The sequence below is a fragment of the Alphaproteobacteria bacterium genome (assembly GCA_041396705.1).
In the GTDB taxonomy this organism is placed as follows: Bacteria; Pseudomonadota; Alphaproteobacteria; order CALKHQ01; family CALKHQ01; genus CALKHQ01.
Genome location: JAWKYB010000002.1, coordinates 300265 through 326143 on the forward strand (window position 1 = coordinate 300265; position 25879 = coordinate 326143).

The 25879-nt window shown below is 65.3% G+C and carries 19 protein-coding genes and 4 pseudogenes; 4 read left to right on the plus strand and 19 right to left on the minus strand.

Going from position 1 to position 25879, the window contains the following annotated elements:
* Window positions 1-19: 19 nt before the first annotated feature.
* The 5 genes and pseudogenes from R3F55_01395 to R3F55_01415 all read right to left on the minus strand — a co-directional run bounded on the left by R3F55_01395 (window position 20) and on the right by R3F55_01415 (window position 5761).
* Window positions 20-934: a polysaccharide deacetylase gene (locus R3F55_01395; GenBank protein MEZ5666096.1), complete on the minus strand. Its 915-nt coding sequence runs from the start codon at window positions 932-934 to the stop codon at window positions 20-22.
* Window positions 935-950: 16 nt separating this feature from the next.
* Window positions 951-2960 (minus strand): ABC transporter permease, encoded by a 2010-nt coding sequence (locus tag R3F55_01400; GenBank protein ID MEZ5666097.1) that lies wholly within the window; start codon window positions 2958-2960, stop codon window positions 951-953.
* 28 nt (window positions 2961-2988) lie between these two features.
* Window positions 2989-4314 (minus strand): sugar ABC transporter ATP-binding protein, encoded by a 1326-nt coding sequence (locus R3F55_01405; GenBank protein ID MEZ5666098.1) that lies wholly within the window; start codon window positions 4312-4314, stop codon window positions 2989-2991.
* Window positions 4315-4387: 73 nt separating this feature from the next.
* A pseudogene (locus R3F55_01410) lies at window positions 4388-4564 on the minus strand (ATP-binding cassette domain-containing protein).
* A gap of 78 nt (window positions 4565-4642) precedes the next feature.
* Window positions 4643-5761 carry a substrate-binding domain-containing protein gene (locus R3F55_01415; GenBank protein MEZ5666099.1) on the minus strand — a complete coding sequence of 373 codons (1119 nt, stop codon included), beginning with the start codon at window positions 5759-5761 and terminating at the stop codon, window positions 4643-4645.
* 279 nt (window positions 5762-6040) lie between these two features.
* On the opposite strand from R3F55_01415, the gene R3F55_01420 reads away from it, so the two are divergent.
* Together R3F55_01420 and R3F55_01425 are read left to right on the plus strand one after the other, a co-directional pair.
* Window positions 6041-6793, plus strand: coding sequence for an FCD domain-containing protein (locus tag R3F55_01420; protein ID MEZ5666100.1), 753 nt, complete (start codon window positions 6041-6043; stop codon window positions 6791-6793).
* Window positions 6794-6959: 166 nt separating this feature from the next.
* Window positions 6960-8062 (plus strand): annotated as a pseudogene (locus R3F55_01425) (IS3 family transposase).
* Between the two features lie 213 nt (window positions 8063-8275).
* Here R3F55_01425 and R3F55_01430 read toward each other — a convergent pair.
* The 4 genes from R3F55_01430 to R3F55_01445 are packed head-to-tail and all read right to left on the minus strand — an operon-like array spanning window position 8276 to window position 12529.
* Window positions 8276-9298, minus strand: a complete 1023-nt coding sequence (locus R3F55_01430) for an alcohol dehydrogenase catalytic domain-containing protein (GenBank protein MEZ5666101.1) — start codon at window positions 9296-9298, stop codon at window positions 8276-8278.
* A 33-nt stretch (window positions 9299-9331) separates the two neighbouring features.
* The gene (locus R3F55_01435; GenBank protein ID MEZ5666102.1) at window positions 9332-10774 is read right to left on the minus strand and encodes a hypothetical protein; all 1443 of its coding nucleotides are present in this window, start codon (window positions 10772-10774) and stop codon (window positions 9332-9334) included.
* Window positions 10775-10826: 52 nt separating this feature from the next.
* Complete coding sequence (locus tag R3F55_01440) at window positions 10827-11648, minus strand: carbohydrate ABC transporter permease (protein ID MEZ5666103.1); 822 nt, start codon at window positions 11646-11648, stop codon at window positions 10827-10829.
* Window positions 11648-12529: a sugar ABC transporter permease gene (locus R3F55_01445; GenBank protein ID MEZ5666104.1), complete on the minus strand. Its 882-nt coding sequence runs from the start codon at window positions 12527-12529 to the stop codon at window positions 11648-11650. The genes R3F55_01440 and R3F55_01445 overlap by 1 nt, the downstream gene beginning before the upstream one ends.
* A gap of 177 nt (window positions 12530-12706) precedes the next feature.
* Here R3F55_01445 and R3F55_01450 point away from each other — a divergent pair, with 177 nt between their 5' ends.
* Window positions 12707-12859, plus strand: a complete 153-nt coding sequence (locus tag R3F55_01450) for a hypothetical protein (GenBank protein MEZ5666105.1) — start codon at window positions 12707-12709, stop codon at window positions 12857-12859.
* A 419-nt stretch (window positions 12860-13278) separates the two neighbouring features.
* On the opposite strand, the gene R3F55_01455 is transcribed toward R3F55_01450, so the two are convergent.
* The 4 genes from R3F55_01455 to R3F55_01470 all read right to left on the minus strand — a co-directional run bounded on the left by R3F55_01455 (window position 13279) and on the right by R3F55_01470 (window position 15742).
* Window positions 13279-13755 carry an ABC transporter substrate-binding protein gene (locus tag R3F55_01455; protein ID MEZ5666106.1) on the minus strand — a complete coding sequence of 159 codons (477 nt, stop codon included), beginning with the start codon at window positions 13753-13755 and terminating at the stop codon, window positions 13279-13281.
* A 558-nt stretch (window positions 13756-14313) separates the two neighbouring features.
* A complete protein-coding gene (locus tag R3F55_01460) occupies window positions 14314-14676 on the minus strand; it encodes a hypothetical protein (protein MEZ5666107.1) in 363 nt (120 codons plus the stop codon).
* 431 nt (window positions 14677-15107) lie between these two features.
* Entirely contained in the window at window positions 15108-15443 is a 336-nt protein-coding gene (locus R3F55_01465; protein ID MEZ5666108.1) for a hypothetical protein, read from the minus strand.
* Window positions 15444-15583: 140 nt separating this feature from the next.
* Window positions 15584-15742: a hypothetical protein gene (locus R3F55_01470; GenBank protein ID MEZ5666109.1), complete on the minus strand. Its 159-nt coding sequence runs from the start codon at window positions 15740-15742 to the stop codon at window positions 15584-15586.
* A gap of 323 nt (window positions 15743-16065) precedes the next feature.
* Between R3F55_01470 and R3F55_01475 the strand changes: the two are divergent.
* A pseudogene (locus tag R3F55_01475) lies at window positions 16066-17637 on the plus strand (ISL3 family transposase).
* Window positions 17638-18772: 1135 nt separating this feature from the next.
* Here R3F55_01475 and R3F55_01480 read toward each other — a convergent pair.
* The 6 genes and pseudogenes from R3F55_01480 to R3F55_01505 form a co-directional block, all read right to left on the minus strand.
* Window positions 18773-19745 (minus strand): annotated as a pseudogene (locus R3F55_01480) (ABC transporter permease).
* Window positions 19738-21270 carry a sugar ABC transporter ATP-binding protein gene (locus R3F55_01485; GenBank protein MEZ5666110.1) on the minus strand — a complete coding sequence of 511 codons (1533 nt, stop codon included), beginning with the start codon at window positions 21268-21270 and terminating at the stop codon, window positions 19738-19740. The pseudogene R3F55_01480 and the gene R3F55_01485 overlap by 8 nt, the downstream one beginning before the upstream one ends.
* 74 nt (window positions 21271-21344) lie before the next feature.
* The gene (locus tag R3F55_01490) at window positions 21345-22511 is read right to left on the minus strand and encodes a Gfo/Idh/MocA family oxidoreductase (protein MEZ5666111.1); all 1167 of its coding nucleotides are present in this window, start codon (window positions 22509-22511) and stop codon (window positions 21345-21347) included.
* A 95-nt stretch (window positions 22512-22606) separates the two neighbouring features.
* On the minus strand, window positions 22607-23743 hold the full coding sequence (locus R3F55_01495) for a substrate-binding domain-containing protein (GenBank protein ID MEZ5666112.1): 1137 nt from the start codon (window positions 23741-23743) through the stop codon (window positions 22607-22609).
* Between the two features lie 69 nt (window positions 23744-23812).
* Window positions 23813-24661 (minus strand): sugar phosphate isomerase/epimerase, encoded by an 849-nt coding sequence (locus R3F55_01500; protein MEZ5666113.1) that lies wholly within the window; start codon window positions 24659-24661, stop codon window positions 23813-23815.
* A gap of 29 nt (window positions 24662-24690) precedes the next feature.
* Complete coding sequence (locus R3F55_01505) at window positions 24691-25851, minus strand: agarase (protein ID MEZ5666114.1); 1161 nt, start codon at window positions 25849-25851, stop codon at window positions 24691-24693.
* Window positions 25852-25879: the final 28 nt, after the last annotated feature.

Consider the following 25879-nt stretch of genomic DNA (forward strand, 5'->3'; position numbering starts at 1 on the left):
CCGCTTCAGTACCTGCCACTCACAGGCCGCTCGGGCCGCCGACCTCGGTGCCGCTGCCGAAGGGCGCGCGCTTGCGGAAATCCGCCACCATGTCCGCAAAGGTCATCATGCGCACGCCGGAATGCGCCAGCATGTGGTCGACCAGCCGCTCGAGCAGCATCAGCACATGCGGCTTGCCGGCGCTGTCCGGATGGATCGTGATCGGGAAGATCGCATAGTCGTGGTGGCGATAGACCCAGTCGAACTGGTCCTTCCAGATCTGCTCCAGGTCCTGGCCGGTGATCCAGCCGTGGCTGTTGGGGAAGGCCTTGACGAACATGGTCGGCGGGGCGTCGTCCAGGTGCCAGCTTGCGGGCAGTTCGACAAGGTCGATCTCCTTGCCGGCCTTCCACGGCTTCATCCAGTCGGATGCCGGCTTGGCGTAGTCGATCTTGGTCCAGCTGTCGCCCACGCGCAGATAGTAGGGATGATAGTCGTCCTCCATCATGCTGCTGTCGTAGAGCATGCCGCGGTCGAGCAGCAGCTCAACGGTATTGGGGCTGAGCTCCCACCATGGCGCCATGTAGCCGACGGGCTTCTTACCGCTCATCCGCTCGACGACCTCGATCGTGCGGTCCAGTACGTCGGCCTCCTGCTCGCGGCTCATGGCCAGCGGGTTCTCGTGGGTGTAGCCGTGCACCCCGATCTCGTGGCCGGCATCGATGATCATTTCGGCCGCACGCGGGAAGCTCTCCATCGAGTGGCCGGTGACCCCCCAGGTCGTGGTGATCCCGTAGCGCTTGAAGAAATCGAGCAGCCGCGGCACTCCGCGCTTGGCGCCGAAGACGCCCCGCGAGATGTCGCAGGGCGAGTCCTCGCCACCGAACGAACCGATCCACAGCGCCACCGCATCGAAATGCGGGTTGATGCACACCTGAATGTCCTTGGCGGTCATGCTCGTGCCTCCTGGGTCATGATTGTTCGCGCTCGCGCAGCATGATGACGGCGCCCATCAGAACGAGGCCGTAGATGATGCTGCGCATGGCCTCGGGCAGCGCGGTGCTGGCCAGCATGCTGCTCAGCGCCGTGAACAGCAGCGCGCCGCCCAAGATTCCGAGATAGTGCCCTCGCCCGCCGGTGATGCTGGTGCCACCCAGGACCACGACGGCGATCGACGACAGCAGATAAGGCTTGCCCATGTCGTAGTAGGCCTGGGCCGTGAAGCCCGCCAGAAGCAGCCCGACCAGCGCCGCGCACAGCCCGCTCAGGACATAGGCGGTGATGATGACGGCGCCGGTGCGGACCCCCGACAGCTTCGCCACCCAGGCGTTCATGCCGACCGCGTGCAGCCGGCGGCCGAAGGCGCTGCGGTCGAGCAGAAGCGTCGCCACGACGACGAACACGACCAGGAAGTAAACGACCGGCGGCAAACCGAGGAGCCGCCCGTTGACGAACCAGGCCAGCATCGGCGGCGCCGCCCCGGTGGGGGCGCCGTCGCTGAACACCAGGGCGATGCCCTCCAGTACGCTCGCGGTCGCCAGCGTGGCGATGATCGGTGACAGACGCGCTCCGACCACGAGGATGCCGTTGACCAGACCGATGAGAGCGCCGATCGCCAGTGCCAGCGGCATCGCCCAGACGGCATCCGCATCGGATCCATTCGCGTAGGTCGTCACCACGATCGCGGGAAACGTGATCGCCCAGGCGATCGAGAGGTCGAGGCCGCCGGCGAGGACCACCGCCCCCTGGCCGACGCCCAGCACCGCCAGGAAGCTGGTGAACACCAGCAACGTCACCAGGTAGCTGCCGAGCGAAAAGTCGCTGCCGTTGATAACCGCCGTCGCGATCATCGCGATCAGCAGCAGCAGCCACGCCGGCAGCACGAAACGAAGCGTCGCCGCGTTGCGAAGCAGCCATGAAGGCATTGCCGCGGACAACGGCGCGGGCGTGAGCACCGACGACGGCGCCGGCGTGACCCGCGAGCGGCGACGTGGCGCGCGGCTCTGCACCAGCTGGCGAAGCGCAGCCACCGCCGGCAGGCCGCGGCCGGCCTCGAAGCCGAGTACCGCCAGGACCAGCACGAGACCCTCGACGATCGGCACATAGTAGGTGCGGATGCCGGCAACCAGGAACAGGTTGACGATGATCGTCAGCGTCAGCGCGCCGAACACGGTGCCGACCGCGCCGCCGCGACCGCCGCCGATAAGGGTCCCGCCGAGCACGACCGCAGCGAACACCTTCAGCAGCATCGTGGCGCCGATCAGCGGATCCCCGGCGCCGCTGTTGGCGGTCACGAACACGCCCGCGGCGCCGTAGAACGCACCCGCAGCAGTGAATGTCCGGAACCGCGTGGCGGCGACGTTGACTCTGTTGGTCGCAGCCGCGGAGGCGTCGCTGCCCACCGCATAGATCGCAGTCCCGAGCCGGGTGGCACGCAGCACCAGCCAGGCAACCAGCGCGACGGCGAGGACCAGGATCGGGGCCGGTAGAAGGCCCGGCACGGCATCGCCGACCAGCACCATCGAGAAGTCGTAATCGAACTCGCCGCCCGGATATTGCAGGATCAGCAGCGCGGCTCCCTGGGCCACGAACATCGTCGCCAGCGTGACGATGATCGGCTGCAGGCGCAGGTAGCCGACGAAGAACCCGTTGACCGCGCCGATCGCGCCGCCCAGGCCGATCCCGATCCCCGTCGCCGCCAACCCGTAAAGAACCGGATGCATCTGCGCGGCGCCAAGCTGCGTGACCAGAACCACATTGACCAGAGAGACGACGGCGCCGGCCGAAAGGTCGAGGCCGCCGGACAGGACCACGATGGTCTCGCCCATCGCGGCAAGGGCCAGCGTGGTGGCGCTCGCACTGATGGTGCTGATGTCGAAATAGCCGAGGGGCGCAGGGTTCACCGCCACCAGCGCAAGGATCGAGACAACAAGCACCGTCAGGGAGATCAACGTGCCGCGGCGACCGCTCAGCCATTCCATGGCTGTCGGTCGGCTGATCATCGCTAGGTCAGTGGACACGGACCGCCGCCTGTGCCGCGGTCTCAGCCGGGGCGCCGCCCAGGGCGGCACGCATGATCTGCGTCTCGGTGACCGCGCTTCCATTGAGCCTCTCTGCGACACGGCCCCGGTAGAGCACGAGAACGTCGTTGCAGAGGTTGACCAGCTCGCCGACTTCGCTGGAATAGAGGAGGATGCATCCCCCCTTGCCGGCGAAGTCGTGCATGATCCGGTATATCTCCGCCTTGGTGCCGATATCGACACCGCGCGTGGGATCATAGAGCAGCAGGACACGGCTGCCGGTCAGCAGCCACTTGGCTATCACGATCTTCTGCTGATTGCCTCCGCTGAACTGCCTGGCCTGCAGATAGAGCGCCCGCGGCGGCACCTGGACCTGCTCCAACACGTCGAGCGCGGCCGACGACTCGTCCCGGCGCCGCACGAGGCCACCGGAAACGAACCGGCCCAGCGACGGGAGGCTGACATTCTGCCGACCATCGAACTCGAGAAACAACCCCTCGGTCTTGCGATCCTCCGGCACCAGGCTGATTCCAATATCCGCGCCTATTGCATCGGCCGGCGAATGCAGCGAAACCGGCTCCCCATGCACGCGGATTTCACCGGCGTCGAGCGGCAATGCGCCAAACAGTGCAAGAAACAACTCGCGCTGGCCCATGCCCTCCAGCCCCCCCACGCCCAGAATCTGGCCCGGGTGAAGGTCGAGGCTGATCCCGTCCATTTGCCGACCGGCCTTAAGTCCCGCCGCCGACAGCGCCGGCGCGCGGTCGGCCCCTGCGGTAGGCGGGCCTTTGGCCGGGAACACCACATCCAGCGAGCGGCCGATCATGGTTTCGATGACCTGCTCGTCGGCGATGTCGTCCGCCTCGAAGGTGCCGACCGCCTTGCCGTTGCGGAGGATAGTCAGGACATCGCAGAACTCCCTCACCTCCTGCATGCGGTGCGAGATGAACACCGTCGTGCTGCCCGTCTCGCGACGACGCGCAATGATTTCCGCGAGCCACGCGACATCGCGTCCCGACAGTGACGCCGTGGGCTCGTCGAGCAGCAGCAGCTTCGGTTCGCGGCTGGCGCTGCGCGCGATCTCGATTTTCTGGCGCAGCGGAAGGTCGAGCGTGGCAACCTTGGTCCGGGGACTTATACGGTCAAGCCCGAACCCTGCGAGCGCCGCACCGACCATCTCCTCGGCCCTGCGCCGGACGACGAGCCCGAGGCGGCTCAGCGGCTCCTCCATCAGCAGGAAGTTCTGCGCGACCGTCAGGTCCGGAACCAGCGAGATCTCCTGAAACGCCGTTCGAATGCCGAGTTGGTGCGCCACGGCGCGGCCGCGCGATCGCGACGGGGCGACCGAACAGCGCGACGCTGCCGGCGTCCGGGCGCGTCAGCCCGCTCAGCACCTTCACCAGGGTCGACTTGCCGGCGCCGTTCTCGCCCAACAGCGCGTGGACCGTCCCGGAGCGGATCGAGAAGGACACATCATCCAGTGCGACGGTGGACCCGTAGCGTTTGATCAGTCCGGTGATTGTGACGGCGGTCGCGCCGACGGAATCATCCGGCGTCGTGCTCATCTTGAACGGCCCCGCACAGAATATCCCCGGCGGGCCCGATCTGGCGCATCGGGCCCGCCGGGGCTCCTCCCCTTCGATCTACTGGCCTTCGGGAACGGTGCCGTTCAGAGCGGAATACAGGTCCAACTCCGGTACCTCTTTGCTCCATACATCGATGAAGTAGTTGGCCGGTGCCACGCTGAGAGGCACAGCATTGCAGGACCAGTCCATCGCGACGAGCTCGTCCCGGTCGGCGGACTCGCAAAGCACCGTATCCTCGCTCTTGACCAACGGCATCGGTATCTCGGTGTACTTCTGCACTTCCCCGCCGTCGATCATCTCCATGGCAAGTTTGAAGGCATACGGAGCCGCCCAGGGCGGCGAGCCCATCGAGACGCCCGGGACGGCGAGCGCCCCCTCGGTGGCGCCTTCCGGCAACTGCGAAACGCGCTCGCCGTTCGAGCCGTTGCCCGCACATGGCAGCAACGTATCGCGTCCCGCCTCGATCTGCAGCTGGGCGAACTCGTAGCAACCGGTCTGGGTCCACAGCCCGTCGATGCTGTCCCAGCCCCGCGCCGCGACAATCTCCGCTAGCTTCTGCCGGGCGGTCGCGTTGTTCCACATGCTCGGCGTGTCGGCGACAATCTCGATGCCGGGATATTCAGCGAACACGGCCTTGGCAGCTTCGTTGCGACGGGTGTCGACCATCGTGCCCGGAATCCCGCCCATGAAGATGATGTCGCCTTCGCCATCAAGCTCTTGCGCCAGCCACTCGGCCGGACCGGCGCCGGCCCAGTCCTGGTTGATTCCGACGTAGTACGCGCATGGTTCGGTCACCTGCGCGTCCCAGGTAATGAAGATGACGCCTTGGCTGCAGGCGTTGCGCACCGATCGATTGAGTGCCGTGGGCGAAATCGGCCAGGCGACAATGATGTCGGCGCCCGCCTGCACCATGGCATTGATCTGCTGCTGCTGGACCTGGGCGTCGCCACGCGCCGACTGAACCTCCAGTTCTACGCGATCCTTGTACGCGCTGGTCTGGGAGATCGCGCGCAGCAGGTTCATCGAGGCATCCATCCAGGTGTTGCCGTCGAAGCCGGCGCTGACATAGACCTTCAAGGTTTCCTGCGCGCTCGCCGCCCCCGGCACCGCCAACACGGCCAAAGCCGCGCCGGCCAGTCCGGTACGGATCGTGCGCGAGACATCATGGCTTTTCATGCATACCCCCTCTTGCTCGAATGCCCGCCTTCCGTCGCCGCCGCTTCGTCTGGCGCGACCCCTACTGGCCAGACCGGTTGGACCGCAATGCGCAAACTGCTGGTTGGCCCTGTCGACGGAAATCAGCTAACATTCACCCTGAGTTTGCCACTCTAATTGGGCACAAGGGGCTGTCAACGTCGAATCGGCGTACCTGGCCTTGATATGAGCGGTACGCGAAGAGCAAGACGCGGTCCGTCCGGTCTGACCGGCACCACGAGCAACGGAAGCGACCTGGGCGTGGACAAATCCTACTGGGCACCGGTGTCCAAGACCGTGGCGCGGCAGATCGAGAAAATGATCTCGGAAGGCGCGATCGACGACGACGGTCGCCTTCCGTCGCAGCGAGAGCTATCGACGCAGCTCGGCGTCAGTCGAACCTCGGTGCGCGAGGCGCTGTCCCAGTTGGAGGCGTCGGGCATGCTGCGGACCGAGCCTGGCCGTGGCACCTTCTGGCTCGCCGGGCAGCGCGGCGCCACCCAGCGCTCGGAGAGCGGCAGTGCCCGGAGCGAACTTGCCGACATCATGCGCGGGATGGACGTCATCTCGCATGATGCGACCTATCCGAAGCTGGAGATCTCGCGGTTCCGCTACCTGATCGAAAGCCAGTCGGCGAGGCTTGCCGCCATGCGCATATCCGACGATCAGATCCAGCTCCTGGAGCGCAACCTGAGCGCCTTCAAGAGCCAGACGCGGGCGGCAGACCTGGAGGCAAGCGCAGCGACAGACTTCGAGTTCCACCACATGATCGTCCGGTTCGCCGAGGTCCGGCTCTTTGCCGATATGCACCGGGCGTTCCGACCCCTTGTCATGCATGCGGTCAGGATGTACGAGACCCAATACAATCGTGCATGGGAACCGGTTGTCGAGCACGAGAGAATACTGGAAGCATTGCGTCGCCGGGACCCCGACGAGGCGCGTTACTACATGCAATCGCACATCATACGAAGTGCCGAACGCCTGGGAATTACCGACGCTAGTGAAATATTGTAGAAATTGTGGACGACCGTTCCGCAAACGGTAACTGGTTAGACTTGCTGAGGTGATTGCTGGGCAGTCACCCCATGGTTCATCAACTGATGTGCTTCCCGGAAACGCCCTCGATTCTGTTTAGAGTTTTCCGTGTCGATTTTCCTGGCTGGGAGGAGGAGCGGAACGGATGAAGGCATCGCGGTTCACGGATGCGCAGAGGGCGTTCATCATCAAGCAGGGTGAATAGGGCACGTCTGTGGCCGAGATCTGCCGGAAGGCAGGGATCAGCCAGGCGACCTATTTCAATTGAAAGAAGAAGTACGCCGGGATGATACCGTCGGAGATGCGGCGCCTGCGAGAGCTGGAGCAGGGGAACGCGCAACTGAGGAAGATCGTCGCCGACCTGTCGCTTGATAAGGCCATGCTGCAGGACGTGATCGAGCGAAAGCTCTGAGGCCTGGCCGGAAGAGAACGCTGGTCGACGTGATGCGATCGGACTGGGCGATTTCGATCCGCCGTGCGTGCGCGGTGATCCTGCTCGACCCGAAGACCTATCGGTACAAATCCCGTCGACCCGGTCAGGCCGCTGTGGAACAGCGGATCAAGGAGATTTGCCAGACTCGCGTGCGCTTCGGGTACCGGCGGGTGCATGTCCTGCTGCGGCGGGAGGGATGGTCGATCAATCAGAAGAAGACCTGCCGGATCTACACGGAGTTGGGCATGCAGTTGCGCAACAAGACGCCGAAGCGGCGGGTCAAGGCCAAGCTGCGCGCGGATCGAGCGGAGGCTGTTGGGCCGAACGATGTCTGGGCCATGGACTTCGTTCACGACCAGCTGACGACAGGGCGCAAGATCCGCGTGATGACGGTGGTCGACACCTACTCGCTTCATGTGCCGGTGCTCGACCCGCGGTTCAGCTATCGTGGCGCGGATGTGGTTGCGACGCTCGAGCGGGTTTGTTGCAGGATTGGCTATCCGAAGACGATCCGGGTGGATCAGGGCTCGGAGTTCATCTCCCGGGACCTCGACTTGTGGGCCTACCAGCGCGACGTGACCCTCGACTTCTCTCGGCCGGGCAAGCCCACCGACAACGCCTTCATAGAGGCCTTCAATGGCCGACTGCGGTCCGAATGCCTGAACACTCACTGGTTCCTGAGCCTTGCGGATGCCGCGGAAAAGTTGGAGGCTTGGCGTCGAGACTACAACGAGCAACGGCCACATGGCGTGATCGGGCACAACGTCCCGGCAGCGCTGATGAAATCAGCATACGCAGCCAGCCCGTATTGCTGACCAAGGCCGGAAAACTCTAACGCCCACCGAGGGTGCGTTGGGGAGCGCTTCACAAAGCAGAAAACTCTAACTCACAACGAGGGCGTTTCCGGGAAGCACATCACAAAATTGCCATCGGCGTTGGCTTCAATTGGAACCGACGCGACCAGCCTGCGCACTTTGCCCACATTGGCCTCGACTTGATGTCATTCTCAAAGATGCGCCGTCATTTCCCTACAGCGTGAAAACGGCTTTCTCGGTTTCCCTGTTGTCGAACTTGCGGAACGCGATCTCCGCATCGTCGAGCGCGAACCGGTGGGTCGCCAGCACCGCGAGGTCGATGTCCTTTTCCTGGATGGTGCGCAGGATGTCGTCGTACTCGTGCGTGCTGAAGTACCACGACCCGAACAGCGTGAGCTGCTTGCGCAAGAGCTGCTCGCTGGGCCGGATCGTGGTTCGCGCCGCTTCACCGATGAATGCCACCTTGCCGAATGGCATAGTCGCGTCGAGCGCCATGTTCTGGGCCGCTTCGTTGCCGGAGCAGTCGATGGCGGCGGCCAGACCGGCGCCGCCGGTCAGCTCTGTCAGCTCCTCCAGCGCCTGCGGTACGGTCGGATCGACTGCCGCGTCGGCGCCCAGCCCGATTGCGAACGACCGGCGCTCGGCAATCGGATCGAGGGCGATGACGCGTGCGCCGCGTGCTTTCGCCGCCAGCACGCCGGCCGACCCCATCGGGCCAAGGCCCCAGATGCCGATCGTGCCGCCGCCCGAAGCGCCGAGTTTGCGGCAGGCGCTGAACAGGGTGCCGAACGCATCGGTGGAGATGGCCGCGGAAACGAACGACATCGTCTCAGGCACCCGCAAGCAGTTGCGCTCCGGCACCACGAGATATTCCGCGTTGCCGCCGTCAGCCGTGAAGCCCAGGCATTTCCACCGGCCGCACAGGTGCATGTTGCCTGCGCGGCACCATGCGCATGCGCCGCATCCGAGCGCCAGGTACACCGCCACCCTGTCGCCCACCTTGAATTGCGTCACGCCCTTGCCGACCGCCTCGATGATTCCCGCCGGCTCGTGGCCGGTGACGCATTTTCCCGCCGCCGCACCACCGACCACCGCATTGCCGTAGTAGAGGCTGAGGTCGCTGCGGCAGATGCAGGAAGCCTTCACCGCCACCAGCACATCGTTCACCCCCGGCGCCGGATCCGGGACCGAGCGCACCTCGACGCGGCGATCGCCGGGCAGAAACACGGCCTTCATGAGCTTTCTCCCGTTGTCGGCTGTTGCCTGCGCCTATGGCGAGACATCGTAGCACCGCTCCAGCGGCCGCACGCTGACCGCGAGCGGTGTTTCCATCCTGTCCGCCACCGCCTCCCAGTCGTCGAAGCGATCATAAGCAGCCCAGATGGTCGAGCCCGACGGCAGCTCGGGATACTCGTTTTCGCCGTTGGTGCCCCAGTTCACCCAGCCGCTGTCGTGGCGCTGTACGATCTGCATGCGCGGCGAAACCCGGTTCATGTAGCGCACGAACGCATAGCCGGTGCGTGGGCTGTATTCGCAGGTTTTCTGCGCGTCCAGCGCGAATATGGTCTGCTGCGGCACCTTGTTCACCTCCACTGCATCGTCGGTGTAGTGGACAAGGGTGTGGTCCCGATCGCTCCACACGATCTGGTTCGCCGAGCGCCAGATCTTCTCAACCTCCGCGGCGAGCACCGCCTGCGGCAGCGCCTGTTCCACCGCGCAGAACAGGCGCCAGTAATTGTCCCAGTGCCAGGTGGACGGGTCCTGCGTCGGGTCGATGCCGAGCCGGTCCATCGCCTGGGATAGCGCTTGCGGCTCCCGGTCCTGCAGGTCGCGAAGGCGCGCCAGCAGGATCTCGGCGTAGAGGTCGCCCTCGCGATAGGCGGTGCCGCCCTTATGACGGTACGTCGACAGCAGCAGGTTCGACTTGCCGCTCTCGATCTCGTCGCCGACGGTAATGCGGTTGGCGCAACGGCGGCCATCGATCTCGGTGTCGAAGTCGTCGACAAAGTAGGTGCGGGTGAACAGCGGCGTTCCGTGGTAGAAGCGCCAGATCACCTCGATCGACTTGCCATGCAGTTCCGGGCGCAGCCCGTCCGGCACGTCGACCTTCATTCGATATTGGCAGGTGACCGGCCCTTCGCAGATGATGTCGAAACGTGCCACGGCGTGAGCCGGGGGGTTGATCAGACCGTTTTCGGGCGTGAAGAACGGGCCGTAGACGCCACCGAAGGCATTCGCGTTGCCGGCGATCAGGTTGATCCGTTGGCTGGTCTGCTCGAAATGGCGGATGCCCCACTTGCTTGCACCATCGCCACGGGCAGTTCCGGTGCACAGTTCCAGTTCATAGCAGCCGGTATTGAGACGGCGGTATCCGTCCGCAAGTTGCGGGTCGAGAATGCGGATGCCGTCATGTGCTCCGTCCTGCGGAGTCTCGGACAGCCAAACCACGTATCTCTGCCGCACCTCACCGCGCGCCATGGAGACCGGCAGGCACAGTGTGGCCGACGCCTGCGCACCATCGGCTCCGACATGCCACGCGGTGATCTGTACCGGCATCCGCCGTCCGTTGCCATCGGTGACCACGAGCCCGCGCTCGTTCGGGCGGATGCGGTCGAACGCAAGGCAGAACTCCACCGGTTCGGCCACCCTGCCGAGGCCGAGGGGATCGACGATATCGATCGGAATGCAGTGTTGCGCCAATGGCTCGGTCATGCCGTTCCCTTTCCGACATATGTGCTGGCAGGAAATTGCGCGGGCAGGCCGGTCACTTGATCGCCCCCATGGTCACGCCGCGCCGGAAGCTGCGCTGGGTAACGATGTAAAGCAGCAGTATCGGCACGAACATGATCACGCAGGTCGTCGCGACCAACTCGTAGTTGAAGGTGAAACGGCCCATGAAATCGATCACCGAGACGCTGAGCGGCATCAGGTCCTGACGGGTCGCGATGACCAGCGGCAGGAAGAAGCTGTTCCAGGCCCATAGGAATTCGATCACGGCCAGCGCGCCGATACCCGGCAGACTGACAGGCACGATGATCCGGATCAGGATTTGCAGGTCGTTACATCCGTCCAGGCGGGCGGCGTCGAGCAGGTCGCGCGGCACCTCGCGCATGAACGTCGTCATCAGGAAGATGCCGAATGAAAGCCCCAGCGCGATCAGCGGCAGGATCATGCCGACATAGCTGTTCAGGAGGCCCCAGTCCTTCAGCAGGTTGTAGACCGGGATCAGGATCGAGACCTCGGAGACCATCAGCCCGACCAGCACCAGGACAAACAGCACCTGCTTGCCGGCAAAGTCGTAGACCGCAAAGGCGAACGCGGCCGTCGCAGACAGGATGATGGTCAGCCCGGTGACCGCGCCAGACACCAGCAGACTGTTGAGAACGGCCTGGTAATAGCCACGATCGACCAGCACCAGCCCGTAATTGTGCCAGCGTGGGTCCTCTGGCAGGGCGAAAACGCTCGCGATCAGCTCGCCCTGCGACTTCAGGGAGGTGACGAACAATAGATAGACCGGCGCGATCGAGATGATCGTGAACAGGACCAGGACAGCGTTGGCGCCCAGAGCGTTGAGCAGCCGGTTCATCAGGAGGCCATCCGTGCCGCGCGGGACCGCGCGTTCCACAGCAGCAGCACGCTGAGAGCCAGGATGATGGCGGTCAGCACCGTGCTCATGGCCGCGGCGTAGTGCACCTGGCCCTGACGGATGAACAGGTCGAACATGTAGACGGCGACGATCTGGGTGGCGTTGTCCGGGCCGCCCTTGGTGGCGACGTAGATGATGTCGAAGAACTTCATCGAGCCGATGACGGTGTAGACCAGCACGAAGACGATGGTCGGCCGCAGCAGCGGGATGGTGATGCGCCAGAACTGTTGCAGCGGCCCCGCGCCGTCGATGCGCGCGGCATCGTAAATCTCGGGGTCGATCCCCTGCAGGCCGGCGAGGAAAATCAAAGTGCAGAAGCCGTAGTAGCCCCAACTTCCGATCATGTTCACGGCGACCAGCGCGGACCCAGCGTCGCCGAGCCAGGGCCGCGCCAGGCTGCTCAGTCCGATCAGATCGAGGCCCTGATTCAGCGCGCCGAATGTCGGGTTGTAGACCCAGCCCCAGATGATTGCCGCCATGATCGGCGCAACGGTCGCGGGCAGGAAAAAGACGGTCGCGTAGAACAGTCGTGCCCGGCGATGCACCAGCAGGACCGCCAGCACCAGGCCGATCGCCACCGGCACGACGATCGAAAGCGCGACCCAGATCAGATTGTGCGACAGCGCACGAAGGAACAGGTCGTCGGAGATCAGACGCTCGTAGTTGCCGAGGCCGACGAAATGGACCGCCGATTCCCGGCCCGCCTCGGGCGCCAATGTGCTGAGCACGGCATTCTGTGCGATGGGATAGAAAATCCATAGCGCCAGGTAGAGAAGGGCCGGCGCCAGGAACACATATGGCGCGCGCTTCTTGTTCGGCATGACCGCCTTCGGATCTGCGGGAGGCGCGGCCGCGAAGCTGCGGCCCGCCGTCGGGATCTCATTGCGGGCTTACGGCTCCCACACTTCGCCGGCGTCGGTCGCCGACTGCATCTGCTCGTCCAGTTTGGCGAGGTGCCGGCGTCGTGTCTCCGGTCGGCGCCCTGGATGTCGTTATACATGACAAACGTCACCCGCGGCGGCGCCGTGGTGTGGAACGCATCGACGTTGCGATCCTGCATCGCCGCGCCGGTGGCGAAGGCGTCGGCAACCACGCCGGCGATGCCGTATGCCGCGAAGTCGATCGGCGTCTTCTGGATCGGGATGGTGTAGCCTTCGGTGACCCAGGTTTCCAGCCAGCGCGGATCGGACACGAAGTCGATGCTTTCCGGCCACGCGAGTCCAGGCACCTTCGTCGGACCAGATGTACCAGGCCGAGCCTCGGACATGTGTGTGGCCTGCGGCACCCCTTCCTTGAACTGCGGCATGTAGAAGATGTCGAGCTTGTCCTCCGGCATGTTCTCTATGACCGTATGGATCACCCAGGTGCCGGTCCAGATTGCGGTCGCCTGTCCGGAATAGAACTGCAACAGGGCATCGTTGTGGGACGTGCCGTTGAAGCCTGGGCTGAAGCAGCTGTGCTCAACCATCTGCAAGATCAGTTGTAGCGCTTCGAGCGGCTCTGCCGAAGTTCCACGGCTGCCGGCCTTGCAGCAGGGCGAGGCCCACCTCCCGGCCTCCAGCCAGCGCCGTCACGTCCGTCCACATGTTCTGGCCGGCCAGAGATCCTGGTTGCCGAGCGAAATCAGGATCAGGCCCGCCGCGCTGGCCGTGTCGCGCAAGCCAACACGTCCTCGAACGACTGCGGTGGCTGCAAGGCCCAGCTCGGCGAAAATCTCGGTGTTGTAGTAAACGTATTCCAGGTCCTGCTCCCACGGATACGCATAGAGAGCTTGCTGGAACGAGTTGCGCTCGATGGCCCATTGCGGCAGCCGGTCAGACCAACCGTACTGCTCCGCATACGGGGTCAGGTCGGTCAGATAATAGCCGGCGTTGGCATAGGCGGTCAGCCCGGCGCCGGACGGCCAGCTGTAGAACACGTCCGGAGCCTCGCCCGACGTCAGGGCCAACTCGACCGCGTTGCGGATCCGGGAAACCGCCACCGAACACCGAGCGCGAAACACAACGCACGGATGCTCGGCCTGGAACTCCTGGTGGATCTTCTCCACCGCAGGTCTTCCCGCGAAGCGGTCATGCCATAGTATTCGAACTGGTCCCATACGGTCAGGATCTGCCGGTCCTCGTCCGCGCATTCCTGGGCCGATGCGGCAGCGGCGAGACCGCTCGAAAACGCCATCGCCGCGGCAAATGTCGTCCAACGCTTCATTCGCGTTCCTCCCGGTTATCCGGTCGGTTCGGCGCTCGCGCAGCAGCGGCAGCACGACGCCACGCCCGCTCGCATCCATCCGACGGTGCCGACAGGTTAGGAAGTCGCCCCCAGTCGGGGAAACAACGAAGACGCGCGGATTGGATCGAAAAAATCCAAAGTGGATATCTAACGCGATATCAATGATTAAACAGCATCGCGACTCGCGACTGGATGCGCGCCAGCACCGCGCGCGGCGGGTGCCCGTGCAGCAACATGTCGTGGATCTCCTCCACGCCGAGGATCTCGATCAGCATGGAGATGCCGGGTACCGGTGGTCGCGGCCACATCCGCATGTAGCCGCGGGCATGAAACTGTCGATGGCGTCCATCATCGGCGGAATTTCGCGCGCACCTCGGCTTCACGGCTGACGCTGAGCCTGGCGCGAGCAAGGTTTCCGTTCATGCTGAAGAGCTTCATCACTTCGGGCGACGTCAGCGAGCGGATCGCCGACCACGCTGCGTCGACCCGCGACGGCTCGATGTTGGCAGGGATCGCCAGCGCACATAGCCGCCGAGCGGGTGATCGGCCATCCCCGCGGACCGGCAGGATGCGGCAGGTAACCGGTGCGGCCGTAAGCGGCGCAGTTTTCGTTCAGCTCAGACCGGCGCGAGCAGCAATGGGAATAGGCGAAAACGGCCTCGCCGCGGGCATAGGTCGTTGCCCGGTCGTACCAGGCCATGCCGAGGATATTCGGCGGCGAGCAGTCCATCAGCGCGCGCATGAACTCGGCCGTTTCCAGGGCCTCGTCAGAGAGAAACTGCGGCTCAGGCCGCCAATCCCGACCCACCTGTGCGTCGAAGCCCCGTCGGTTCCTCCGGCAGCCTGAGCACGCTCCGCCCAAGCAGCCATCATCATCATGAAGCTGGCCGAGGGGCGTGCCGCGCGGCGTTCCACGACACGCCCCACATCCGCTCTCGCGGCCGGTTGACAAGCGGGAGCGCCCGGATCAGGTCCGCCGCCGTGCGTGGGGGCGCCAGATCCAGCGCCTCCAGAATGTCCGAGCGATAGACCAGCATTTCCGCCGTGGTGACGATGGGATGCCATAACAGCGACCGAGGTAGGAGGAACTGGCGATCGCATCGGGGTAGAAGTCGGCCAAGTCGGTTCCGGCCCGCTTCGATCCCAGGTCATCCAGCGGGCGCAGGACGCCCTTCAGCGAAGAATCGCCGAACCACGGCAAATCGCAGGCCAGGATGTCGTAGCGCGAGCTTGCCAGTCTCGCATTCTCCAGTATCTGCAGGCGCAGCCGGTCGATGACAGCGCGCGGCTGCTGATGGGCGTCCCCAGGATCAGCTCGACCTGCCGCTTCAACGTGTTCATCGCCGTAAACGTCGGGTCGGCGTGCAGCAACAGCCGCAGGCCCAGACCTACGTCCAGGCGACGGTCGAGAACCACCGGCGGTCCGATGATGCGCCCGTCCGTGGCGGCGAAGCCGCCGCGGGTCGGCTGGGGCGCTCTCGGCAACAGCTCGTCCAGATGCTCCTGCAACTGACGTGAGCCGGACTCCAGCGCCGCAGCAGCTCATCGGCCGGATGCAACGAGAACGAGCCCGCTGCGGGTGCGCCGGTCGGATCATGACCAGGTCAGGCCGCGGCCGGTCGACCGGGCCATGGCAGGAGCCACGTAGCTCATGCCCGATGCGGCGACGCAGAAGAGGTTGTCGCGACCTGGCCCAGAAAGTGGCTGCGCAACAGGTACAGAATCATCTTCGAGGCCCTGCGGAAGCCGCTCTTGAGGCCGAGGGTATCAGAGATCTCCATGTCGAGCTGTTCGACTAGGTCCAGCACGCGCAGCTGTTCCGGGGCTGCCCGGCAGATGCGCAGCGAATATGGCTCTCCACGCTCGTAAGGGCCTTCGGAGCTCGCGGACGACTTTGCATGGTCCGCTTCATGGGTCTACGCTAACTCGGGCCGTCGCTTGGGACACCGTTCCGTCCGCTTAGAATGCGTTTGAGAAAGGGCTTCCCCGACGCGGCGCGCTGGGATTACCCCTATGCATGTGGACAGCAGCGACGCGAGGTGTGGATCGGCGTGGAATAAGGGCTCTGACTCCGATTTCGGTGCAGGATGCCTGTATATTGTGGCGCAGCTATATAGAACGCGCTCAATATGTGGGAGAGCCTGGCCATGCGCCAAGTTGTCACGTTCAATCACTGCTGCCGTCAGGCCTGAGGGTCGAACATGTCGCGGTGATGGCGGCGAGATTGTCGCCGTTGCGCGGAGATCGCGATCGGCATCCGAGTGTCCTGCGTGTGGTCGCGCCTCGAGGCGAGTCCGCTGGCCGATACTTGCGGTGCCTGGCCGACCTGCCGGCGCATGGTCGTCGGACCGGATCCGCCTGGAGACCAGACGGTTCCGATGCGGCGGTGCCGGTTGCCGGAGGAAGATCTTCGCCGAGCGGTTTGACGGCGGAATCACGCAACCCTTTGCGCGGCGGACCTCACGGCTGCAGGGCATTGTCCGTCATCTCGGCCTCGCCCTCGGCGGCCGCCCAGGTCAAAGTCTCGCGCGGCAGCTCTTGTTCCCGTCAGCAAGGACACGCTGCTTCGGGCAGTACGGTCCCCAACCATTGCGCAGCCGACGGATGTTGGGCATCGATGATTGGGCATGGCCGCGGGCACCGTTGTGGAACGATCGTCTGCGATCTTGAGCGGCGGCGCATCGTCGACGTGCTGCCTGACCGTGAGGCCGCGACGGTCGAGGCCGCAGCTCCGCGGCGCGGCCTGCCAGCCGCGTCGTGTCGCGAGATCGCGGCGGCGCCTATGGACCAAACCTCAGCCGGGCATTGCCCGAAGCGCGGCAGGTCGCCGATCGTTGGCATCTGATGGAGAATGCGAGGCAGCGCGTTCCTCGACGCGGTACGCAGATCGATGCGATCGATCCGTCAGGCGCTCGGCGCGACCGAGATCAACCCCGCGCTTTTGACCTGCGCCGAGCGCATCCAGTACGAAGGCTTTCTCCGCCGCGAGGAGACCAATCGGACCATTCTCGTCCTCTTCGACGCAGGAACGCCGATCAAGGCGATCGTGCGCCGCACCGGCCTGGTCGGCAGGTGGTTCGCCGGGTGGTGCGGCGAAAGAGATGACGTATTCCGCATTCGCAAGAGCTCGTTGGAGCCATGGCTCGTCAGGCTGAACGAGGAGTGGGCTGCCGGCTGCCGAAATGGTGCCGAACTCTGGCGCCGCCTGAAGCGCGCTGGCTTCAAGGGCGGCTGCGTGTCATTTCCGTCACGGAATGGGCAACACGGCGTCGACGGGCTGAAACAGCGCCAACCTGCGGACCGCTGAAATGTCCATCATCACGCCAGATCGCGCGTGATGACCGTCGCCCGCGATGATCTTTCCAAAGCCGACGCGGTGACGATCGCCACAATCGAAACCGCTGTTCCGGCGCTCCGCCGGCGCCGCGCCACTTGTTCGATCGCTTCCAGGCGATGATCCGACAGCGCAAGAGCGAGGACCTGCAGCGCTGGCTTCCAGGACGCCGCCACCTGGCCTGCTCGCGTCCTTCGCAGGGGGGCTGAAGGCCGACGGAATGCGCGGTCGCCGCCGCGCTGTCCAGGCCTTGGTCAAACGGACAGACGGAAGGCCAGATCCACCAAGCTGAAGCTCGTCAAGCGGCAGATGTGGCCGTGCCAATCTCGATCTTCTTCGCGCCTTCGATTGATCGGAGCCGAACGATGAACCCTCGGTGTGCACCGAGATTGGGTCAGAGCCGGAAGATAAGGACCCCGACACCGGTCGGCGCGTCTCACCGCGGCTGAACCCGCCCCGAGCGGTGGTGGTCCGCGACGAGCCGGACCTCAGGATCGTGCCGCAGCCGCTGTGCGGGACGCGGTCGAACGCCAGGAGGCGGTCGCCCTGGGCCCTCAGACAGCAGTCCGCAACGCCGAGCGGCCGCCGTGGGAGCGGCGCCAGCCGCGCCCGCTCTCCGGGCTGGTGAAGTGCGGGAGTCTGCGGCGGCGGCTACGTCCAGATCAGCAAGAGCCTGCTCGGCTGCGCCAGCGCCCGCAACAAGGGCACCTGCGCCAACCGCCTCAGCATCCGCCGCGACACGCTGGAGGCGACCATCCTCGACCGTTTTTCCAGGGCCGGCCTGGTGAACCCCGAGCTGTTCGAGGCCGGTGCCCGTCCAGCCCGAGTTCCGCTGACTCAACCGGCTGCGCGGCAACGCCGACGCCGAGCAGGAAAGCGATGCGCAGCGAGATCGCCCGCATCGACCGGCGGCTGGAGCGGCTGGTCGACGCGGTACTCGCCGGCGGCGACGCCCGCGTGCTCAACGCCCGCATGCGCGACCTGGAGGGCGCCAGCAGGCCCTCAAGACCAAACTCGATCAAGCCAGGACGCCACTGCCCCGGCTGCATCCCAACCTGGCCGAGGTCTACCGGCAGAAGGTGGCCACGTTGCACGAGGCGCTGGCCGATCCTGCGCAGGGCCATCAGGCGATGGAGCAGGTCCGCGCGCTGGTGGAGAAGATGGGCTGAAGCCGGAGGGCGGCGAGCTTCGGATCGACCTCTACGGCGCGCTCGCGGGGATCCTGGCGCTGTGCGGCGACGGCAAACAGCACAAGCCCGGTCGAGGTCAGGCTTTGTGTGAGCAATTAGAGGTGGTTGCGGGGGCGCACAACCGCCTTCACTATTTGCTCTTCGCGCTTTCTCCGGGCTTCGGCCTCAGCGAAAGCGCGCTGCGGACCGAGCCACAGTGGACGCAACGACCCGTGATCACTTGAGCCACACGGTGAACCCGCGTAAATGAGGGCCCAATTCTCGGAGAGCCAACAAACCTACGGTCTGCGCGCCCGACACAGGCTGTTTTGTGGCTAGCTCCGTTTGCGGCCTAGTCCCACAGCCAGGATGATGATTCCGCGTGCGGTCAGCTGCTGGCTGAAGTCGAGGCCCATGAGGATCGGCCGTTGTTGATCAGGCTGATCATCAGGGCGCCGATGATCGAAACTCAACCACGGTCCCGAAGCCGCCGAACAGACTGGTGCCGCCGAGGACGCAGGCCGCGATCACCGAGAGCTCGTCGCCCTCGCCGAACTGGAAGCGACCGGTGTGGAGGCGTCCGGCATAGAGCATGCCGGCCAGCGCCGCGGTCACCGAGGAGATCAGCAGCACGTAGAACTTCATCCGCCCGGTCGCCACGCCGCTGAACCGGGCCGCGGTTTCGTTTCCGCCCGTCGCCAGCACCTGACGGCCATAGCGGGTCTTGCGCAGCGCGACGTGGCCCACCACCCCGACGACCAGCGTCCAGACCAGGAGAATGGGAATGGGCCCGAGATCGCCGGCGCCGAACACGAAGGTGTAGGTCTCGTTCAGGATCGGGATCGCGGCCGTATCGCTGATCCACATCGCCGCCCCGCGGGCGATACCGAGCATTGCCAGCGAGACCAGGAACGAGGGAATGCCGATGCGGGTGGTCAGCGTGCCGTTTATCGTGCCGACCGCGAAGCCGGTCGCAAGACCGGCCGCGACGCCGGCGACGAATCCCCACTCCGCGATCGCCATGGCGGCCACGACCGACGCAAGCCCGGCAACGGCGCCGACCGACAGGTCGATCTCGCCGGCGGAGAGCACGAATGTGACGGCGACCGCCATCACCGCGATCATCGCGCTCTGGCGCACGATGTTGAGCAGGTTGCTGGTGCTGAGAAAACCCTTGTCGAACAGGGTCACGGCAAAGAAGACGAAGACGACGGCGAAGCCGATGTAGATGATGTACTGCCGCCAGTCTAGCTGGGACAGCTGGCCGGACTGTTCCCGGGTCGCGCTCGAAACGTCGCTGTCAGCCATGATCTGCCGCCTGTTGCATTGCCAGTTGGAGAGCGTGCTCCGAGGCCGCGATCCGCGCCTCGGGCTCGGCGATGTCTGCGCTCCATCCGTCGATCTCGTCGTGGTCGATCTCGCGCAGCAAACGGCCGTCGCCGAGGATCAGGATGCGGTCGCTGACCGCCAGCAGTTCGGGCAGCTCCGACGAAATGAAGATGATGCCCTTGCCTTCGTCGGCCATCAGCCGGATCAACTCGACGATCTCGACCTTGCTGCCGATGTCGACGCCTGCCGTCGGCTCGTCGAGCACCAGGATGTCCGGCGTGGCGGCCAGCCACTTGGCCAACACGACCTTCTGCTGATTGCCGCCGGAAAGATTGCCGACGCGCGTGTCCTGTGACTTCGCCTTGACCCTGAGCTTGCCCATCAGGTCGTCGACCAGCGAACGCCCCCGGCGATCATCGACGAAGCCCGTCCGCGTGATGTGGTCGAGAACGGTCAGGCGGACATTCGCGCCGATGTCGTGCTGCAGGATCAGCCCCTGGCGGACGCGATCCTCGGGGATCAGGGCGATGCCCTGGGCAATCGCCCGGCGCGGGGTGTCGACCGCGATCTCCCGGCCCCGCAGCCTCACCCGCCCGGCACGGATGGGATCGATGCCGCACAGCGCGCGCGCGAGCTCACTGCGCCCGCTGCCGAGCAGCCCGCCGATGCCGAGGATCTCGCCGGCGTGCAGCGCGAAGCCGACGCCGTTCGGCTTGACCGCTCCGCTGAGGCCCTCGACCTCCAGCAGCGGCACACCGCCGCGGTCGACGGCATGATCGCGCCTGGCGAACGCGCCGACGCGACGGCCGACGATGTGCTGGACCATCTGATCCATGGTCAGGTCGGCGATCCTGGCGGTGATTACATGGCGGCCGTCGCGCAGCACAGTGGTGCGGTCCGCGATCGCGAACACCTCTTCCATCCGGTGCGAGACATAGATCACGCATACGCCTTCGCTGCGGATCCGGCGCAGGAACGCGAACAGCACCCTTGTCTCCGCGGCGCTCAGCGCCGAGGTCGGCTCGTCGAGCACCAGCACGCGCGCCTCCTGGGAAAGCGCCTTGGCGATCTCGGTCAACTGGCGCTGACCGGTACTCAGCCGGCCGAGCTCCGTGCCCGGGTCGATGTCGACGCCGAGCTGGTCGAACAGCGCGCGGGTGCGCCGCTGCGCGTCGACATCGTCGATCAGGCCAAGACCGGTCAGCTTCTCCCGCGCCAGAAACACGTTCTGCGCCACGGTCAGCGACGGGATCAGGCTCATCTCCTGGAAGATCATCGCCACCCCGAGGCGCCGCGCCGCATCCGGCGTGTGTTCCGCCAGCGGGCGCCCGTCGACGGCGATCGTGCCGGCGTCGGGCGCGTACACTCCGCGCAGGATCTTCAGGATCGTCGACTTGCCGGCGCCGTTCTCGCCCATCAGGGCGTGAATCTCGCCGAAATCGGCTGAGAACGTGACCTCGCGCAGTGCCTGCACGCCACCGAACGCCTTTGAGATCGACTGCATGTCCACGGCCGGGCCAGCAGGCACGGCGCGCTTTCCTGCGCCGTGCGGCAACCGGTTGTTCGTCTCGGCCGTTGTCACGACACGTCCAGCCAGGCCTGCTGCTCGGCAGAGGCGAGGATTCCATCGGCGATCACGGCGATCCGCCAGCCGTCCTCGAAGTTCGGCGAGGGCTGATCGCCGTCGACGATCGCCTTCACGAAATCGTGGCACTCGATGATCTTGGTCTCGCCGTAGCCGATGCCCAGCGCCGGGATCGGCCACAGGGCCTCGCCATAGGCATGCGCCGGCCCGGTGAAGATGGTGCGGAAGCCCTTGCGGTCTCCGGGGTCGTCGGCGAAGCAGACCTGAAGCTCGTCGCGCCGCTCATAATCGAACAGGATCGACCCCTTCGTGCCGTGCACCTCGAACGCCAGGAAGTTGTTGCGGCCATAGGCGTTGCGCGTGGCCTCGATGCTGCCGGTGGCCCCGTTGGCGAAGCGGACCAGCGTCAGGATCTCGTCATCGACGTCGACCTCCCCTCGGGGTACGTCGCCGCCGCCCTTCTCGGCCGCGCCGAGCTTGTCGAGGCCCCCGGCCTGGACGGGGCGGGTCGGCACATAGGTCTTGGCGATGGCATTTACCGCGACGATCTCGCCGACCAAGAAGCGCGCCATGTCGATGACGTGGGTGCCTATGTCGCCGTTGGCGCCGGAACCGGCGATCGACCTCTGGAAACGCCAGGACAGCGGTGCATCCGGATCGGCAGACCAGTCCTGAAGGTAGGTACCCCGGAAACTGAGCACGTCACCGATCTCGCCATCGGCGATCATCCGGGCCGCCGTCGTCACCGCCGGCGTGCGGCGATAGTTGAAGGCGACCATGTGGGTGACCCCGGCCTTCTTGACCGCGTCGAACATGCGGCGGCTCTCGGCGGCGTTCCGCGCCAGCGGCTTCTCGCACAGGATGTGCTTGCCGGCCCTCGCCGCCGCAACCGCGATCTCCTCATGGCTGTCGTTCGGGGTCGCGATGTCGATCGCGTCGATCGTGTCGTCCTCGACGATCTGCCGCCAGTCCCCTGTGTGTCGCTCGAACCCGAAGCGCGCGGCCGCGTCCTTGGCCAGGTCCTCGGTCACGTCCGCCACGACCTTGCGCACGGGCATCGCCGGGGCGGGCCAGAAGAACATGGGCATGGCCGCATAGGCGAGCGAGTGCGCCTTGCCCATGAACCCCCCGCCGATCATGCCGATGTTGATGGTCTTCATTGTCGTCGTCTCCATGTCCGGGTGGGTCGAGGCGGCGGCACTGGGCCGCCGGCCCCTTCCTCACCCCAGTTCGTTCGGCCCTTCGCTTCCGCCCACTATTCCATCAAGCCCTGGACGGTATCCGGCGCCGGCGCGTGGTAGACGGTCTGCCACGCATCGAGCAGGTTCTCGCGGCTGACCGGCAGAGCCGGCAGCGCCACGTAGTCGGGCGCCGGCTTGCCGAGCAGCGCATAGGCGGCGAGGTTGGCCTCGGTGACGCCCTGGTCGTATGGCCGCTGCGCGCCGAGCCCGTAGACAAAGCTGTCCTGCGCGATGCTGATAGCGACGTTCTCGCCCAGGTCGATCGTGGTGATGACCAAGTCGTCCCGGCCGGCCGCCCGCGCGGCGGCGATCACGCCCTCGGCCGGCACGTCCCAGACCGCCCAAACGCCGTCCAGGTTCGGGTTTGCGGTCAGCATGGCCGACGCCACCCGCTCGGCCTCGCCGGCGAAGTCCGGTCCGCCGATGCCCTGCTCCACAGCCAGCTCGATGCCGGGGTAGTCCTCGGCAATGGTCGCCGTGAACGCGTCGTAGCGTTGGCGGGTCACGAAGAAGTCGGCAGCGTGATAGACGACGCCGATGCTGCCGGAGCCGTCCAACGCCTCGGCCATCAAGTGGGCGGATGCAACGCCGTTGCCGTAATTGTCGGCGGATACGACGGAGACATAGTCGTCGCCCACCTTCAGGCCGGCGGGCACGTTGTCCATGAACACGAGGTGGACGCCGGCATCGGCGGCGCGCTTGTATGCGTCGGCAGTCGCCACCGGATCGACCGGAATCGACACGATGATGTCCGGCTCCTGCGCCAGCACGGTCTCGATGTCGGACACCTGCTTGTCGGGCTTGAAGCCGGCATCGGTGACCGCCACGATCTCGATCCCCAGCTCGCCGAAGCGTGCGGTCAGGCCGTCGATCTGCGCCTGCGACCAGTCGTTGCCCCCATAGTGGAACACCAGGGCTGCCGTGGCGCCCATGCTCTGAACCTGCGCGACCTCCTCACCGCTGAGCACGACGTCGGCCGCCGAAACCGGCTGTTCGCCACCCGGACCGGTGCTGAGCACCGTCTGTTGGAGCGCGTCCAGCGCTGCACGCGGATCCGCCTGTGCCGAGGCGACCTGCGCGCTGGTAGACAGACCGACAAGACATGCAGCCGATATGGATGCGCTGACCCATCCAGCTCCAATATTCAGCATTGCTCTTCCTCCTTTTGCTACTTATTCGGGTAGTTTGCCGCGCACGATGGCCCTGTGCCGCCGTGCGTCTTAGCCGACGGTTTCCATGCCGTGTTGGCGCATTGCCGCTTCGAGGAAGCGACGGCTGGCCAGCGCCGCGGCCTTCGGATCGGGATGGGAGTCGAGCTCGACCGTAACCCAGCCCGAATAACCCAGATCGGCCAGCGTCCCGACGATTCCGGTCATGTCGAGTTCGCCCTCGCCCAGCGGCAAGAAGGCGAACGGATCGCGCCGGAGATCCTTGAGGTGCACGTAACTGATCCGGTCGAAGTACTTTCGGATCATCGCGGCCGGATCACCGCCGCCGGCGGCGAGATGGGCGGTGTCGGGACAGAAGTTGATCCGAGACATCGAGAACACCTCGTCGATCTCGTCGGGAGCCTCCGCGATCGTGGTCAGGTGCGGATGGAAATGGGCGGTCAATCCGTGGCGCTCCGCGATGTGGCAGACCCGATCAAGCGCGCGGGCGAGCCTCTCGTGGTCGCCGTCATGCAGACCGTTCGACCGCTTCGCGCCACCGCCCACGACCAGGTGCTCCGCGCCCGCGGCCGCGGCCACTTGCGCCGCACGCTCAACCCGCCACAGTTCGTCTTCCAGGATGTCCGGGTAGATGTAGTTGCCGCCGGAATAGACGCCGATCAGCGAGACGCCGGCCTTGTCGAGCAACGACCGGAAACCGGCAATGTCGTCCGCGAAGTCGACCAGGCTGCCGTCGAACAGCTCGACGCCCTGGAAGCCTGCCTCGCCGATATCGGCGAGCGCGTTCCCCATGTCGGCGAAGGTCCGGTAGAACAGGTCCTTGATCGAGGTGACCCCGACGCCGTCGCCGCCGAGCGCACCCCAGCAGTTGGTCTCATAGCCCAGCTTCCAGCCACTCATGTGAAATCTCTCCTCTTGCGCGGACCCGATCAGCCCGCGAGCTCATAGACCCGCTTGTTGAAGGCGGCGACCGGCCCGATGAAGTCCTGATAGGGCTCGTCCCACGGGTCCTTGATGCCCCAGCCCCGCGCCGTGTTCTCGACGTAGGAGCACCAGTGCCAGCCGACGAACCACGGCGCCTTCAGCAACTCGGTGATCGATTCCACATAGTTGCTGCCGCGCTCGGCCTGGGATCCGAGTCCGGTCGAGCGGTTGGGATTGAGCTTGGTCGCACACCAGTTGCCGAGGTCGGCGTTGAGCACCGGCTTGCCGCAGATCTCCTGCCATCCGGCGAAGGCATCGCGCATGGCGACGTGGTCTTCGATGTTCGGGCCGGAGAAATACTGAATGGACAGAACATCGACAAAGGGCTTCATCGCCTCCAACACCGGGGTCGGGATGCCCTTGTTGCCGTTGTAGCGGTCGCCGAGGATCAAGTGGTTCCGGTCGTAGCGCCGGATATGCTTGACCATCGTCTCGTAGTACTTGCTGGCGACGTCGTAGAGCTTGGTGTCGTACGCCTTACCCGAAAGCCCCTCAAATCCCGGGAAGAAGCGGCCGCTGGCATGCGGAAGCCAGGACGGGATGTCGACCAGGAAGTATCCGATCAGGTTCCTGGAGTCCGCATTGTCGAAGCAGACGTTGCGCGCCAGGTATTCGCAGTAGACGTCGAAGTCGGGGTCGAACACGTCGGGGAAAGCCGGCTGGCCCTTCCAGTCCTCGATCTCGGCTACCCGGATCTGCAGGATGTAGGGCATGTCGGCGAGCGCGAAGTCGGGCGCCGGCCACGGCGTACTGGAGTGGCCCAGATCGATGACATCGGTGTGCCAGTCGAGTGCCACGCCCCAGTCACCGCTGATGTACTCCTGGGTCCAGCCGATAGTATTGAAGCCCCAGTCCTTCAGGTCCCGGACAAGGCCGTCGCGGATCCAGCGCTCGCGTGACCCGTACTTGCGTTTCCATATCTCCAAGTTGTGCGGGTACTTCAAATTGGACTCGTCGGCATGATTGAGACCGATCGAAATGAAGCCGTTGCCGGCCGGGTCGACCAGCCACCAGCGTTCGCTGGTCTGCTCGAGGCGGACGAAGTCTGTGGCGTCGAACGTGCGCTCCGGCGTGCCGCCGAATGCATCTAGATTGGGTGCGTTCATCGGGTCATGTTCCGTGCATGCGGGTTCG